This window comes from Pirellula sp. SH-Sr6A, assembly GCF_001610875.1.
Lineage (GTDB): Bacteria > Planctomycetota > Planctomycetia > Pirellulales > Pirellulaceae > JBKCUI01.
The window spans coordinates 1976106-1992057 of record NZ_CP011272.1 but is presented as its reverse complement, the minus strand read 5'-3'; the positions used below and the strand labels follow the sequence as shown (position 1 = coordinate 1992057).

14 protein-coding genes are annotated in these 15952 nt (G+C 54.1%); 9 read left to right on the top strand and 5 right to left on the bottom strand.

Annotation, left to right across the window (positions count from 1 at the left end; translation table 11 throughout):
* The first annotated feature begins 8 nt into the window (after positions 1-8).
* From lspA to VN12_RS07875, 9 genes are all read left to right on the top strand, one after another.
* Positions 9-560 carry a signal peptidase II gene (gene lspA / locus VN12_RS07915; RefSeq protein WP_146676316.1) on the top strand — a complete coding sequence of 184 codons (552 nt, stop codon included), beginning with the start codon at positions 9-11 and terminating at the stop codon, positions 558-560.
* A 288-nt stretch (positions 561-848) separates the two neighbouring features.
* A complete protein-coding gene (locus VN12_RS07910; protein ID WP_146676315.1) occupies positions 849-1193 on the top strand; it encodes a hypothetical protein in 345 nt (114 codons plus the stop codon).
* A 45-nt stretch (positions 1194-1238) separates the two neighbouring features.
* Entirely contained in the window at positions 1239-1820 is a 582-nt protein-coding gene (locus VN12_RS07905; protein WP_146676314.1) for a PH domain-containing protein, read from the top strand.
* Positions 1817-2590, top strand: a complete 774-nt coding sequence (locus tag VN12_RS07900; protein WP_146676313.1) for a PH domain-containing protein — start codon at positions 1817-1819, stop codon at positions 2588-2590. The genes VN12_RS07905 and VN12_RS07900 overlap by 4 nt, the downstream gene beginning before the upstream one ends.
* Positions 2591-2814: 224 nt before the next feature.
* Complete coding sequence (locus tag VN12_RS07895; protein WP_146676312.1) at positions 2815-3300, top strand: hypothetical protein; 486 nt, start codon at positions 2815-2817, stop codon at positions 3298-3300.
* A 299-nt stretch (positions 3301-3599) separates the two neighbouring features.
* Positions 3600-4574, top strand: coding sequence for a DUF1559 domain-containing protein (locus tag VN12_RS07890; protein ID WP_146676311.1), 975 nt, complete (start codon positions 3600-3602; stop codon positions 4572-4574).
* 46 nt (positions 4575-4620) lie between these two features.
* Positions 4621-6123: a carboxymuconolactone decarboxylase family protein gene (locus VN12_RS07885; protein WP_146676310.1), complete on the top strand. Its 1503-nt coding sequence runs from the start codon at positions 4621-4623 to the stop codon at positions 6121-6123.
* Between the two features lie 271 nt (positions 6124-6394).
* On the top strand, positions 6395-9313 hold the full coding sequence (locus VN12_RS07880; RefSeq protein WP_146676309.1) for a dockerin type I domain-containing protein: 2919 nt from the start codon (positions 6395-6397) through the stop codon (positions 9311-9313).
* Positions 9310-9723, top strand: a complete 414-nt coding sequence (locus VN12_RS07875) for a TspO/MBR family protein (protein ID WP_240491357.1) — start codon at positions 9310-9312, stop codon at positions 9721-9723. The genes VN12_RS07880 and VN12_RS07875 overlap by 4 nt, the downstream gene beginning before the upstream one ends.
* A 298-nt stretch (positions 9724-10021) precedes the next feature.
* Here the strand turns inward: VN12_RS07875 and VN12_RS07870 are convergent, their stop codons facing one another.
* The 5 genes from VN12_RS07870 to VN12_RS07850 all read right to left on the bottom strand — a co-directional run bounded on the left by VN12_RS07870 (position 10022) and on the right by VN12_RS07850 (position 15949).
* A complete protein-coding gene (locus tag VN12_RS07870; RefSeq protein ID WP_146676308.1) occupies positions 10022-10561 on the bottom strand; it encodes a hypothetical protein in 540 nt (179 codons plus the stop codon).
* A gap of 409 nt (positions 10562-10970) precedes the next feature.
* Positions 10971-12320 carry an N-succinylarginine dihydrolase gene (locus tag VN12_RS07865; RefSeq protein ID WP_146676307.1) on the bottom strand — a complete coding sequence of 450 codons (1350 nt, stop codon included), beginning with the start codon at positions 12318-12320 and terminating at the stop codon, positions 10971-10973.
* A complete protein-coding gene (locus VN12_RS07860; RefSeq protein WP_146676306.1) occupies positions 12317-13762 on the bottom strand; it encodes a succinylglutamate-semialdehyde dehydrogenase in 1446 nt (481 codons plus the stop codon). Before VN12_RS07860 ends, VN12_RS07865 begins: the two co-directional genes overlap by 4 nt.
* Before the next feature lie 49 nt (positions 13763-13811).
* Positions 13812-15326, bottom strand: a complete 1515-nt coding sequence (locus tag VN12_RS07855; RefSeq protein WP_168164284.1) for an MlaD family protein — start codon at positions 15324-15326, stop codon at positions 13812-13814.
* Positions 15323-15949: a paraquat-inducible protein A gene (locus tag VN12_RS07850; RefSeq protein ID WP_146676304.1), complete on the bottom strand. Its 627-nt coding sequence runs from the start codon at positions 15947-15949 to the stop codon at positions 15323-15325. Before VN12_RS07850 ends, VN12_RS07855 begins: the two co-directional genes overlap by 4 nt.
* Positions 15950-15952: the final 3 nt, after the last annotated feature.

Below are 15952 nucleotides of genomic sequence, written 5' to 3'. Positions count from 1 at the left end.
ATTGCCATATGCGACTTATACTTTTTCTTTTGTTGGCCGTCGGTGGTGCCGGCTTGGACCTGTGGACGAAGCATCAAGTGTTTTTGTGGAAAGGGCTTCCGGGCGAGCAAGAGCCTTTTTGGATAGTGGAACCCTTTGTGGGAATCGAAACCGCCGTGAATATGGGCGCCTTGTTCGGGCTAGGGCAAGGCATGGGTTGGTTGTTTTCTTCTTTGTCCATCGTGGCTGCGATCGGGATAGTCTATTGGCTCTTTGTGCTACAGGCGAGTCGTTCGCTTTGGCTGACAGTGGCGATGGGATTGGTGATGGGGGGGATTATCGGGAATCTGTACGACCGATTAGCGATACCCAATTTACCAGCCCCATGGGCAGGAGGAGTACGCGATTGGATTCTGTTTCGCTATCGTGATTACGTGTGGCCAAACTTCAATATTGCGGACAGCGTCCTTGTCATCGGCGCCGTCATGCTGGCGATCCATTCCTTCCGGCAAGAGGTACCAGCGGCCAAAGTAGTCCTTGTTTCGCAGACGGAACCGAGCAGCGGTGGTCAAAGTTCCTAACCGAAACGATAGATATTTTGAGATCAACGCTAGCGTCCGACCGATCGTTCTGTTGTGCATTTTTGCGGCACCACGCGAAGGAGGACCGGGGAGAAGTGTGTCTTAAACGCACAGTTGACGAGGTGGGAAACTAAATTTTTCCCATCGAGGCCTTGAGGGTGTGAAGAGGCATAGAAAAAAGGTGATCGAGTTTTAGCACGCGCTCCGGCAACTCATTACACTTGGCATTCCATCCAACATGTGTTCTCGAATCATTTCTTCTCCAAATGAGCTTAAGTCGCACTATTGATGAGCGAGACTAGAATTCGTGCCGGTACCCGATTGCTATTCACTCCGATCCCACGGGATTTTATGGAGTCGACGCGCTTGGCCATCGGAAAGGTGTGCGAGGAGATCGCTTCGATTGCAGACGCGTATCTCGTGCGATGCAGCCTTCCGAAAGAGGCCAAGGTTCGGTTGGTGCTCGTCCTTGTGGTACCGAATAGAGCAGAGCACGCATCGGTTGCGAAGAGGTTGATCGATTGGTTGAGCGACGTCACCTGGGAAGAAGCCATGATCGATGTTTTGCCCGTAGTGGAGGGTGCGATTCCTCCGGCGGTCCTTCAGGTGGGGACCCGTGTTAAAGGGGCTTAGCTCCTCGACTGATCGGTCTTGGTGCGAAGCGTGGATCGGGTATCCATGAAAGAAAGAGGAGGGACATTGAACTTGCCGCACGAAGAGCCCGAAACGGTCGCAAATCCGCCCCGCGTTGAACGCCCCGACCCTGCACTTTTGACCTACTACATTCTTTGTAGTTTCCTGAGTTTTGTCGGGGTTGTTTTGGTGCTCCCTCTCATGTGGGTTCGTTTTAGCACTCTGCGATACCAGTTGGAGTCTACGGGAATTCGCATGCAGGTAGGGTGGTTGTTTCGGCGGGAGGTCGTCGTCGCGTTTCGTCGCATTCAAGATATTCAGATCTCGAGCAACGTGGTCCAGCGGTGGCTCGGTATTTACTCCGTAAGCATTCAGACTGCATCGGGTAATGCAATGCCTGAAATCGTGATCGAGGGCGTCCGCGAGCCAGAGGCTGTGAGGGATTGGTTGTATGCCAGAACGAGGGGGGCGACCGTTGCAAAAAAGCTTGGTTCCTTGACGAAGGAAACCGATGGGAACTCCGTCTCTCGCGAGGAGGTGTTGCAGGTCTTGCGAGAGATTCGGGACTCACTCGACGCGATCGCAGAGACCACGCCAACTCCTGGAAACAAAGCGAGCGGAACATGAAGGATACGGGCGCGGTGCATGTGGCGTGCGAATGGTGTTATCGCGGCGTGTGGGCGGTGTTGACAAGTTGGTTTTGTCTGCCGCGTCAGCCGAATCAAATCGAGTTCGGAGACGGGCATTCCGTCGTCGTCATGCGTCCATCGGAAGCGTATTTGAGTTATCGAAAGTTCCAATTTTGGATCGGTTTGGTTCTTATCGATGTTATTCTGATTGGGCTCTGGATTGCGACGATCGTCGTGGCACCTTGGATTGGGATTTTGACAGCTCCTCTATGGATCGTCGTGATTGTATTGCCGGATATTCTGGCGTACGTGGCGATCCATTTGCGATACGACACGACATGGTACGCGCTTTCGGATCGCAGTCTGCGCATCCGACGCGGCATTTGGACGATTCACGAGACCACGATTACTTTTGCGAACATTCAGAATGTGAATGTGTCGCAAGGTCCCCTGCAAAGATGGTTCGGGTTTTCCAATCTGATTGTTTCGACAGCGGGAGGGGGTGGTTCCGAAGCTGCCGTAGCGATGGGGGGACATGTTGGGTTGTTGGAAGGGTTGGAGAACGCGCAGGCGTTAAAAGATCAAATACTCCGTCATAGTCAGATCAATGCGGGGCTTGGTGATGAGGAAGTAGAAGTGGATCCCGTGTGGGGGGGTGAGGGAGTCCCTATCTCCGGGAAGGGAGCATGGGATCGTGAACTGTTTCGTGCGCTCCAGGATGTTCGCGATGCGGCGAAACGGTGCAAAGAGCGAATGGTGGGTTCGTAGGTCAAACGTACCCTCGGCGCGTCGGAGCGACCGCGACCGCAGCCGCGATACCTTGCGTTTACAGCGTTGCACCCTCGGCTTCAGAGCACTTTTCTTAAGTGTTTCCCGCAGGATTCCTTGACTCTTCCCGATCGCGTTCCTAGATTGAGAGGGTTCTTTGTTGCGGTTCCATCCACCTTCAGGTGTTTTGAAGGTCGGATTCGTGCCCCTTGGAGAGTCTCTGAGTGGTCCAAAAGGCGGCGAATATCCGTTTTCACGCTGTGGCAGTTCCTGCCGAGCTACCTTCCCCGCCAGTGGCGTCCTGGGTTGTCGCGTCGTCATGGATGGAAGCGTGGAGATGGGGAATCCAAGTTGCCCTTTTCGTATTGATCGCAATCGCTCCGCACACCGCTTGGGCATCCTGTGGGGACTACTTGCAGCACCGAGAGCATTGGGCGATTAGTGCCAGCGTGCCCTCCCATGGCGAATCACCCGGGTCTGAGCCTAACTGCCGGAGCGGTCAGTGCCGTTCCCGTTCCAACGTTCCGATGTTGCCCAGTGAGTATTTGACGAAGTGGGACCGGATGCGGGACTTGTTGGAGTCGACCGGGTTCGGAAAAGAAACCGTTGTGGCGTTCGACCCGTTTGGCGTTTTCTGGATGGATGGGGCAATCCCGTCGAGTGCATTTTTGGAAGTTCCTGTTCCGCCTCCTCGCGGGACCTTCTCTTAGTACGTTTCCGCGTTAACGGTGGATGGTGTTTGCGTCTGCAAACGGATTCTGTCCGTTGCGCCGAGCGTCTCTTGTTGGATTTCGCTTCCACGTAGCCAGAGTCGCCGATGGTGGGGGCATTGGTTTGCGGTTTAATCTTTATCCGAGGATGAAGAGTTTTCGCTGCCAATCCCTTTCACACGATGTGCGTGTAGGAAGCGACGGATCTTAACTGGCTGTATGGATCGTGCGCAGGCCTTGATTGCACCCATGCACCGAACTTCCCACTCTTTATTCTCTTATTCTGTCGGAGGCGTGCCATGAGACGTCATGCAAAAAGTGCATTTACCTTGGTTGAGTTGTTGGTTGTGATTGCCATTATTGGAATTTTAGTTGGTTTGTTGTTGCCAGCCGTCCAAGCGGCTCGAGAGGCTGCCAGGCGAATGCAATGCTCGAATAACCTTAAGCAATTGGGGTTGTCGATGCACAATTACGAATCGACCTTCAAGCGACTTCCATCTGGGAACCTTGGGAGCGCCAATTTTTCGACCGGCCTTTCGGTGCACGCACGTTTGCTCCCTTACATGGAGCAAGTCAATTTGTACCAGCTGGTCGATTACAACTTCGCCTACAACCATGTAGCGAATGATGCCGCTCGTTTGCAGAGTGTTCCTACCTTTATTTGCCCTTCGGATACGTACACGGGACTCGCGACGAGTCTTGGTGGAGTGAATAGCTATTACGCCAATTCGGGAACCAATATCTTGGCGGGAGCACCTCCCACGCTGTCGAGCGATCCCAATTATGGGATGCCCGCCTGCAATGGTCTTTTTTATCGCGATAGTGCAATCAAGTTCGGTGAGATTACCGATGGCCTTTCGAACACCTTTGCTTTTGCCGAAAAGATTGCGGGGGATGGGAGCAACAGCATTGCGACTCCGGTTTCCGATACGTTCCGGCCTGGTACCAACCCAGCGAATGCAGACGAGGCCCTTCGTGATTGCATGGCGATCAATCCGCTCGATATCAGCAAACAAGGTGTTTCGATTGTGGGTGCTCCATGGATTCAAGCATACCATTCCACGACCCTTTACTACCACGTTCTTCCTCCTAACACACGCTCGTGCATGTTCCCTCCAGGACGGATTGCGACGACGGCCGGAAGCCGTCACACCGGCGGGGTGAACGCCTGTATTGGCGATGGTTCTGTTCGATTTGTTTCCAGCAATTTGGAACTGCCGATTTGGCGGGCCCTCGGCACGCGCAGCGGTGGCGAAGTCGTATCCGAGTTTTAAACAAATCGATTCACCGAACTACAGCAGTGACTAAAGGGAGATTGTTATGAGAAAAAGTATGAAATGGGTTTTCGCGGCCTTGGTAATTCAGACGTGTGTTTCGGGTGTCGTGATTGGGCAAGAGGCGCGGAGAGATTCGGCAGGAAAGGAAGCCAGTCTCGCGTTGGTGGAAACGAATCGCGAGGACGAGCCCCGCGCGACACCACTGACCCGCGACGCGATGAAGCAATACCTCGAAGATCTCAAGACCAGGAAGCCTCGAATTCCGCTTCCAGCATTGACGGAAGAGGAAGCGAAGAACGGGGCATCCGATCCGCGGGCACTTGGATACGAGTCGCGAATTCGTTCTCTTTACATCGGCGAAAACTCGGTGGGGAGCTATTTGGCTTTTGGAGGGCCGCCCGCGTCCGCAAACAGTGCTTCTACGTCGAGTATACGACGGGCACTCGGGGCTCCCGATCCATTGATTTCTCTCGATTATGGGTTCAAGGTAAGGCTGTTTTGGTTGGCCGCGAGAGCCAATAATTGTCAGTATTGTTTGGGTCACCAGGAGTCGAAGCTATTGGTAGCTGGAATGAGCGAGGACGAGATCGCGGCACTCGATAGCGATTGGGAGTACTTTCCGGAAAAGGAGAGAGTCGCGTTCGCCTTGGCCAGGACATTGACCGGGGAACCGCATTTGATGGATGACGCCCTGATCGACGCATGCAAGAAGTTCTATAGCGATCAGCAACTGGTGGAGATGATGGGAGCGATCGCGGGTTACAACGCGATCAATCGCTGGAAAGAGGGTGCTGGCGTTCCTCAGTCTCATAACGGAGGTAACTTTGGTTCCCAGGGCAATGCCCCGAGCGGTGCCGTCGATCTGGACGCTCATTCCTATCTGACCCCGACGTCCGACAAGTATCGGAGTCGGATTTCCAGAGTGGTGGGCATAGGTCAGTCCAAGCGAGGAGATTTGGCTCCAACGGTCTTGAAGAGGCCCCCCTTGGAGACGGGGGAGGCTCTGAAGCAGAAGCTCGATTGGGTTTCCAAGCGTTCGTCGCGAGTGGCTTTGGTCGATGAATCGGCGGTAAGGGAGGCATTCGGTGATTTGGTCCCGGAAGGAAAAGTTCCGGCTTGGATGCGATTGGTCGCACATTTCCCCGTCTCCGGCAAGCGATTTGTGGAGTCGATGGTTTCATTGAAGCGACTGGACGAGTTATCCCCTGCCTTGCAAAGCGAAATTGACTGGGTGGTTGCCCGGCAGGACCGGGCGTGGTACGCCGCCAAGCGAGCCTTGGAAGACATGCAAAAGTGCGGGGTTCGCGAAGAGGTGATTGCTGAGCTCGATCTCGATCCGTTGCCAACGTCTGTCATCTCGGAGAAGGACAAAGCCTTGTTGGTCGTTGCCAAGAACCTAGCAGGATCACCCATTGTTTTGACCGACTCCCAGGTTCAAAAGGCGGTCGATCTAGCTGGGCCACGTGCGGTGACTCAGGTGATCCATTACACAGCGAATCGGGCGGCGTTCAATCGCCTTACCGAGGGAGCTCTGCTGTCGGATTGACCGAGTGGCAAGTCGCCGCTTGGATCGATTCGGTGGGGGATTCACGTTAAATCTGTCTGGATCCTTGCGTACGTTACCGAGGATCCGATACATTTAATGGTACACACACTCGTCGGGTTCGCCGGACTAGACGCGATTTGCCGTCCTCTCATTTTAAACGCCACCAGAGTCCATGCTCTTTCGAGGAAACGTACGCGCACATAGGCTTCGAGGCAACTCGAAGCCGAGCCCCCATCGGCGACCCAGGTTCGATCGGCTTGAGGAACGTCGCTTGCTAGCCGGCATCGACGTCTTTGTTTTTCAAGACTCGAACCAATCTCGATTTTTGGATGGTTCGGGAGAAACGGGACAGTCGGGTCGAGTTCTTTATTTGGATACGAACGAAAACGGCGTGCACGATCTGCGCGAGCAAATTGCGATTTCCAATGAAGTTGGAATTGCATCGTTTCGGGGCCTGGAGCCCGGGAGATATGCGGTCGCGTTACTCGGGGCGGGGGATGGTTCTCAGCAGACGTCACCTGTCCTGCCCTCTCCCGCTGGGACTTGGCAATCGCTTCCCATATTGGGGGACTGGCCTGCGGATGCATTCGTTACCCCGGCGTGGGTCCATGATCAAGCGGGAATTGGTCGCTCCGGGCGGGAACTGATCGCCTGGAACTCGTCCGCGGAATCCGGTTTGGATCGATGGATGCTGGACGGGGAAATTACGGAGATTTGGGCAGACTCGAGCGGAAGCGACTCGAATGAAGTCGGTTCGAGTGGAGTGTTAAGGGTAAGTTTGGAGTCGGATGGCGAGCCGGCAGGGCGATGGTACCGATTCGCCTGGGGGAGTTCGAGCGGTTTTGAACTTGAGGCGCTGAGTGCGGCACCGGAAGCGGACGGCTTGGAAATTGAACGGTCGGTGCGGTTTGGCGATCGCTGGATCGGGTTTTCAGCGGCATCGGGGACTCTGGTTGACATCCAGTTGGATGGACCGCAATGGTCGGCCTATTCTTTGCCCCTTTCGGTATCGGGGTCCGTGCTGGAGATGAAGCCGGCAGGCGGCGATGGGTTTGTAGCGCTCGAGCAAGTGGGAGGGTCGCAACGACTTTCGATGTATCGGGTTGTCGACGGCAACATCGCACTCGTTTCAGAGAGAACCTTTGCGCAACCCGTTGAGGATTGGGCCGTTTCAACGGATGGTCTCAAGCTGTTTACTCAAGTATCCGGATCGCTTTTGGTGTTGGATACCATTTCCGGCATGCCGACGTTGAATGCGTTGCCCGACTCGCAGTTTCCGGTTTTGGAGGATGCGGAGCGAAGCATTCTTTACACTTCCGTTGCAGGATCGACTGAAGCTTGGAACATCTGGAATAGCCAGAATTGGGAATTGGAGGCACAGTTTGAGATGCCATCGGACGTGCCGCCCGAATCCCTTTCGATCACTCCTTCGGGACAATCGCTCGTTTCGATTTCGAAGGAGGGAAGATATTCCCGAGAAATCGTCCAGCGATCCGCGGCGACGGTGAATCTCTCCGAAGAGGAGCTTGTTTCGATTGCGATGGGTGTGCGGGATACGCAGCCCAGTGTCGAGTGGGTTCTCGATGGCGAGTGGGAGTGGAGTGTGTCGGAAGACGAGTCGATTGCGATCGACCTCGCTCCATTCGCATCCCAGCTGCGATCCACCAATGGCACGCGCTATTCGACATCGGATGGCAGTGTCTATTGGGTGATCACAAAGGGGCCCGAGAAGGGTGAATTGGTTTGGAGCTCGACGACAGGTGGCGTGTACATTCCGGACGCCGACTGGGTAGGCTCGGATCGCTTCTGGTTGGCTGCCTACGATGGTCAGAGGTTGTCGGAGGAGGTGATGGTCCGCATCGACATTGACGCCATCAATGATCTTCCCAGCGATTTGCTGTTGCTCGAGGAAAGCGTTTCGTCGGAAATTCAACCGGGAGAACCCGTGGGTTCGGTTCGCGTCGTGGATCCAGACCTTGGCGACGTCTACGACTTTTTGGTGAGCGATCCGCGATTCGCAATTCTTGGATCCACTTTGTATTTCATCCAAGGGAGCTTGGACATCGAGTCCGAGGCGTTTATTCCCCTCATGGTGACAGCCATCGCGCGTAGTTCCTCGGCCGACCGATTTTCGAAATGGCTCACACTTCGAGTTTCGGAACAAAATGATGCACCGTCAAGTATCCTCTTTCGAGGCAACTACGAAGTACCAGAGAGAACTCCTGGTGCGGTCCTTGGAGATTTGTCCGTTCTTCACGCCGACTCGGGGAAACAATACGAGTGGAGCGTGAGCGACGCTCGATTTGAAGTAGAGTCCGGAAAGCTTAGGCTTAAGGCGCAGGTGGAACTCGATTTTGAGTTGGAGCCGACCGTTGGGGTGACGGTAGTGGCGAAGGATCGTCTATCGGGGTGGCTGACCTCGAAAGCGTTGCTCTTTCGTGTGATGGACTTGGACGACCCGGCAGTCACTTTGTCGGCGGCTTCCCAGTACCATGTCGAGGAGAACAAGTCCGGTGACTTGCTCGGATATGTCTATGTGCGAGACGCCGATCGGAATGAAGATTATTTCATTTCGGTGAGCGACGATCGTTTTGAGGTGGTGAGCAACGCATTTCGGTTGAAGGCGCGACACGCATTGCAGTGGGTTGAGCCGGGGTACGTGGATGTGGTCCTCTCAGCGACTTCCTCGGTGACAGGTGCTCACATATCCAAGGGGGTACGGGTCATTATCGATCGCGATCAAACTCCCTATCACAACGATAGCAATCCGGGGGATGTGGATGGAGATGGGACCGTTTCTCCACTGGATCCTCTGATCATCGTGAATTACATCAATTCACACGGACCGGGAATGATTACACCGGAGGGGGAAGGCCCGACTCCTCATATGGATGTGGACGGCGATGGGTCTGTCTCTCCCCTTGATATCCTCGTGTTGATCAACATGATCAATGCCGGAGGAATGCCGACCTCGCCATCCAGTGACCCGAATGACGATGCGACAACCGATGATGAGTTGGATGCTACCTCCCCGAGTGATCCACCTGTTAGCGAAGTTCCCATTCACGACGAAGACCCACACTCGTTGGTGGGCGAAGGGGAGGGGAGCAGTCGTCTTAGCGGCTCTCAATTCCCCATGGGCTGGATGATCCTAGACGAAGAGATTCGAGGTAGGAAGCGGGGTGGTTGAGCAATCCCATGCCGTGGATCGATTGGTACAACTCCCTTCATAAGCCAAGCTGGACCCCTGCACCCGCAACAATCGGGTTGATTTGGCAGATTCTCTACCCCATTATCGTAGTCAGTTTTGGGTTTGTCTTTGTAATGGCGCTGCGGCGAGAGATCAAATGGAAGATAGCACTTCCTTTCGCCTTGAACTTAATTGCGAATTTGATTTTCACACCGATCCAGTTTGGGTGGCGCAATCTTCCGCTCGCTTCGATCGATATTCTGATAGTCTGGCTGACAATTCCCTGGATGATGGTGGCCATTTGGAGCCATTACCGTTGGGTTGCCCTTGTACAGATCCCGTATTTCATTTGGGTAACTATCGCTACCGTGTTGCAGTTTGCAATCACTTTTTGGAACTGGGGACGGTAAACCAGATTGGCGTTTTCCAGCATGACGGGACGGCACGAACCGGGCGTGTCGCTCGTGCCCGTCCCAAACCCTATTTTCGCGGGCCGTCATAGGGTCATACTGGGAAGACTCGCGTATTCGGGTGCGGAGGGCAATACACGAGCGGGCATCTGCCCGGCCTCGGAACAAACGCTGGGGGCAACCGCATGTTCCATGTCTACGTCTTCGGTTCGGAGACCCCCTAATCATAAACCGACAACCCGGACGTCACCGGCACGAAACCGGCACGTCGCTTCGGTATTTTGCTCAGATTGGTATTTCAGGGTTGATGAGCGAGCACATTGGAGAGGGTCGAGCCGATGCCCCCTTTTCCATTTTCCTCTTTGGTGTTCGACACCACGGAACCGTCGGTGGACTCTTTGGCTAGTTTTTCTTCCATAGGCTTTCGCCGCTTGGCAGGTTGCACCAGAGCGAATCTCAAACGCTCGTCGTATTTCTTCTTGTCGATCCGTTCGGGGTCCAAGTGGCTCCAGCTCTCACGATGGAGTCGACTTTCAATACGACGGAGGACCTGTTGGTCTGAGTCGAGCCAATCCACACGGTACAACCCCGTCGCGGCTTGATAGACTGGGCGCCGACTCAACGATTCGCGATCCTCCACCAGACACCAAGCGCGAACGTGAAATTGACCCGTCCCCGGGTGTCGATTGTAAAAGATGACCTGATCGTAGACGTGACGCCCGAGAGGGTCGTAGAAATGATTGAGCTCGATCAGATCGACATGCTCACTCAAGCAGCCTTGGTCTGCATCACGCGCCGAAACAAAACCGAATAGGATAAGAAAAAGACTAGACAACATGACCGCATTCTCTCCTCGATAGTCCTTCTGCGAACATAGGCTCGCTGACGAACGAGTGCGATCACTAAACCGCGATTAGAAACGCGGAGAGGAAGCAATAGACGTGTGTGCAGATTTCTATTGCGCGCTCAGGGGCTGGAGAGAAGGTCCCGCGTTACATCATCGAACGATCAAGCAATGGATCACCTCGCTAACGAACAAGCCAACAACCAACTTCAACACCATTGGCATCCAGGATGCCTTGCCTGGTCGGAATCACAATCGATGACTCCAGCAAGCGAAGAGCGTGAAAGGAAGCCATAACAAATGATCGGAATCAGAAGCAAGACATGTTTACAGCAATTGCATCGCAGAAGGCAATTCGCTGAAAAAGGAGCAACGAAGAAAACTGTTGCGCGATACTGTCCAATCAAGGGCGTTCGCTCTGCCAATATTGGCTGATGGCTTCGGAAACCCGACGACAGTGGTTCACCAGTTGGAGGTCCAGGAAGTCGTCGAGTTGGACCGAATCGGGATACTCGGATGCGATGAGCCGCTCTAGATAGAAAAGCGATTCATCCTGGATGCGTGCTCCCAAAGGAATCTGTTCGATCTCCTCGTCGCTCGCATAAACCCTCAGACGCAGGCAGGCTGGACCGCCCCCATTCGCCATACTTTCTCGTAGGGAGACGAACTCGATCTCCCCGAGTCGCGGCTCTTGGCTCTGGATGCGTTGGAGCACTTGAGTGACCGCTGGTGACGTCATGCATTCAATCGGGCAAAACATACACCAACTTCCGTCCGATCGTGTGACGATCTGGGAGTTGAACAAGTACGTAGCAACGGCTTCCGAAAGAGGTAGCTCGTCTTCTGTGATAACAAAAATGCTTAACTCGCCACCACACTCCTTGCGAAAGGTCTCCGATATGCGATCCAGTTCAGTGGATTGATCAAGATATGCTCTCTCGTGTAGTAACAAAAAATCTTCATGGCTCGTGGCGATGACATCATTGTGAAAGACTCCTGCATCGATCGCTTGGGGATGTTGCTGTACAAACACAGAACGCGAATCTGGGATTCTCAACGATCTCGCGATGAGCTGAGACGCTAGAGACGTCTGACGTGAAGGATAAACACCTCGTTGCACCCGTGTTTCTCCTGATGCTATGGATCGTGTTATCCCTTGATATGTCTCACCAAAAACAAATACATATATGCCTTGATGATTGGAGGGATTCCAGCACCGCATCGCATTTGCTGCCCCCTCGTCACGAAGCGGAACCAAACTGGGTAACGCTTCGATGACCTCGATCGTGTCCAGTCGCTGGAATAAGTGTCTTAATTGATGGTGGCGTTCCGGGCTCTCTTGTCCCCGGTGCAAGCTAGCTGCCAGGTTCGCGATCACGAGTCTTCCGATTCCGTCCGTCGTATCTACTCTGGAACTGCATGTAGCAGCGTTAGCCATCCACATAAAGGAGGAGCTCAAAGAAGAGCTGAAAAGTGATGGGAATTGTTTCGCGCATCGACTCCAGTCCTTCGCATCTTGGGATTGAAATCCTAAGGCCATCATCCAGTCCCAATTGGGTCTCCCAGGTGGTGGCAGATAGAATTGCGGAACTCCCAGCTCATAGAGCTTCCGAATTTTGGAGAGACCTTCGAGAGCGGCTGACCTCGGATGGGCGATCTTGTTGCGATTGGACTCGCTCGCAACGTTACCGACACCCAATCCACCAAAGTGGTGGGTGGGGCCAATCAATCCATCGATATTGAATTCTCTCATTTTCCATCCCGGAAATTGCCGAACACCAAATCGAGACCTTGAGGTAACTGGGGCGGTTGCGTAAGAACAGGCGATTGCACCGAAGCGATCGGGTCGCTGCAGTAGTCGATGGCAAAGTATCCACTCGAGCGATGATTGCCGCTCGAGCCAAGCCCTCCAAAGGGCAGCTTGCCGGTAGCGCCCGTTGTGGGACTATTCCAATTGAGAATGCCCGCGCGAACTTCGTTGACGAACCGATCGAAATGCTCGCGTGAATCGCTGATCAGTCCTGCAGATAAACCGTACCGCGTCCGGTTCGAGGATGCGATGGCTTCGTCCCAATCGTTCACATACTCGATCGTCGCGACGGGGCCAAAAACCTCCTGATCCTCGACCCCTTCCCCGGAAACCTCCCACACTCCCGGCCCGAGCAAATTGGGGTGGGAGGTAAATTGCTGACAACGAACATGAGGGACGGCGCCCATTGTTTCGAGCCTCTCTTCGGCGGCGAGTACAGCGCGTACCGCTTCGGTGCTTACCAAGGGCCCCATAAACGGACCTGGGGTATCAAACGGTAATCCCACGCGTATGTCAGGAATAGATTCCGCAAAGCGACGCATCAGATCACGATTGGGGGCATTGTCTAGAACGATCAGACGCCGAGCGCAGGTACATCGCTGTCCGCTCGTGATGAAGCAGGAGGCGATGAGAACGTGAAGAGCTGCGGTGAGATTCGAAACGCGATCGACGATCAAGGGATTGTTACCACCCATTTCCAGAGCAAGCATACATTCGGGACGCCCCGCAAGCATGCGATGCAATTCAGCCCCAACGCGGTAGGAGCCCGTAAAGCAAACGCCGTCGAGGCTTGTCGAATTGACGATTTGTCGAGCAACCTCCGCTCCGCCGTGGAGGGTTTGGAGAACTCCTACGGGCAGACCTGCTTCATCCCACGCCCGTTGAATCCAATCACCCACTCCGGGCGCTTTCTCGCTAGGCTTGAAAAGGACACCATTTCCCATCAACAGGGCGGGCACGATGTGAGCACCTGGCAAGTGTAGCGGAAGATTGAATGGTCCTAGCACAGCCATCAAACCGATGGGGTGAAACCGGACCACACTTTCCGAAACGGCGTTTTCATCTGACCATATGGAACGACGGCTTCGCAGCGCGTCGAGGGTGTGTTCCACTTTGCTCGCAGCGGCGGCGACTTCCGATTCGGCCTCCCAATAGGGTTTTCCCATTTCCGTCGAAATCATGCTTGCAATGGCACGTGCATGAATGCGAAGTCGCTCGGCAAACCGTTTGCATACGCCTGCACGAACTTCCGGGGCGACGCCTTTCCAGGATGCCATCGCATGGACGCCGCGTTCTATCGACAATGAGACTTGCTGGGGCTCGGCGAATGTTCCTCTCCAAGTAACCGAGCCATCCACGGGGCTGATCCGTTCTTGGTATGTCATCGATCCACGATCCTTCCTGCGGTTGAACGTACCGCAATGAGAAAATGTCTTATCGAGGGGATACGAGAAGGGACACGAATGTTTCCGACTTGCTGGATACCAATAGTCCGATGAGATTACTAGTCTCCGCCTCGATCACAGGCAAACCATGCTGGTCGGCTCCCAAACCAATGGACGAGTCGACATGCCACCGATCGCCATCCACGGATAAACGGGACGCGTCGATATGTATGGATCCCTGTACTCGATCTTGAATCACAATGACATTGAGAGGTTTTGTCGAAATTGTCTCAAGTTTCACCCGCGACATCGGCCAAAGGGGAATCTCCTTAGGAAGCGGATTCTTCAAAGGGAGGCGAATCACATCGAATGGGTCGGAACTGTCGAGTCCGCCTAAGGAAGGTATGGGTTCCCTAAAATCAACATCCATTCGAAGGGATTGCCCTGCAACTTCGATCGAGGCGGTGCCCGCCAATGCCGAGTTGGGAGCAAAGGCTTGTTCGCGAAAACAGAGCAGAGTTTGATCGTCGATTGGCAAACACCAACCGACCTTTTGTTGCTGAGTGCGAAACCCAAAACTTCGCTCTTGCCATCGCAATGCCATGCGCTGAGGGGGAGGAACGCGACCCAACTGCTCGCTTCTGCCAATACCGAATCCAATCGATGGTGCCCATTTTTGCCAATCGGATTCCGGGCGTTCGTGCAGGACGAATCGATGTCCGGTGTTGACAATATCTCCCGAATCGTCGGGAGTAGCCATTTCAATTCCACCCGTGATAAGCTGAGGAAGGGTTTCAGCATCAATCTCCACTCCCGTCAGCCCAACATCCAGACGCCATCCGCTGCGATTCCAAAACTTGGAACCGGTTCTAACTAGATCGCGAAACTCGGGTGCGATCCAGCACCGGGTTTGAACACTTCGGGCATCACTGGATAATCCGAGATCGATGACCTTCCCAATTTGATATCCCCTGAACTGAATCGGTGCGCCGGGAGCCAGTCCTCGCCGAGTGGCGCTATCCAAAATGAGCTCTAACGATCCAGCTGGCGGGACATCAGGCGGAGGACTATCGAGACCCGTGAAGCGAAGTTTGGTCGGTGCATCGGGGCTGCCCGGCTCCATCGCCAAATACTTGGCTCCCAGGATTGTTTCCAGTCCCGCAATGGTACCTGGCGTGATCTGCGGTCGAACAATCCAGAATCGGCTCCCTTCCTTCGCGACATTCTTCGCATGTTCGGCTACTCGAACCTTTACGATTATTTTGGAAAGCTCGCGGTCTAACTCCACTCTCTTCACGACACCGATCTCTATTCCCTTGTGCTTCAATCGATCCTCGGGTTTGATACCATGTCCTTCATTGAACTCGATATCAAACTCTACGCCACGTTCCATCCAAGCAGACCAGAAAAAGGCGACCGATAGTAGCACACAACCAATCGGCAAAATCCAAATCCAAAGATGGGAAGCGTGATGCGAATCGAATTCGAGAGGCGTCGGAATCGAACCGGTATGGTTTTCAGCATTCGGTTGCTCGGTGCTTTCCGTTGTAGGTAGGGCGTTCATGGAATCTCTTCCCAAAGAGCATGGGGGTCCAAAGCGAGCGCTGCCAGTAGGCTCATGATGACGCATAACGCGAATGCAAAGATCGCTGGACCAAACTGAAAGGCGACCAGCCCCTGCAGCTTGATCCACATGACCAAGATCGCGAGTAACAAGACATCGAGCATGCTCCATTTCCCGACGCGTTCCATCCAGCGGTACGCAAGAGATCTTTGGTTGGATGTCAGGATTTGGACCCACGACAACTCAAGAAGAATCAGGAGTTTTGCTAATGGGAATAGAATCGAGAAGACAAAAATGATGATTCCAATTCTCCATTCGCCCACTTGAAACAGATCCCGGATGCCACTCAGCAAACTGCTTTGATGATGATGTCCCAGCTTCTCAATCTCAACGATGGGTAGAAGTATCGCCGGTGGAAAGAGGGCAAGCGAACTAATGGTGAGTGCTGCGACCCGCGACCTCATGGCGGCAGGCGATACATTTTGATTCAGAGGGGCATGGCAACGTCTGCATGACGCGACCCGGTTTCGATTTCTGGCCTCGGAACCAGGAATGCCACAATCCGACGATGCCTCCGGCATCCGATGGACGAGCCCGCAACAGTGACACGCTTTGAGTTTCATGCC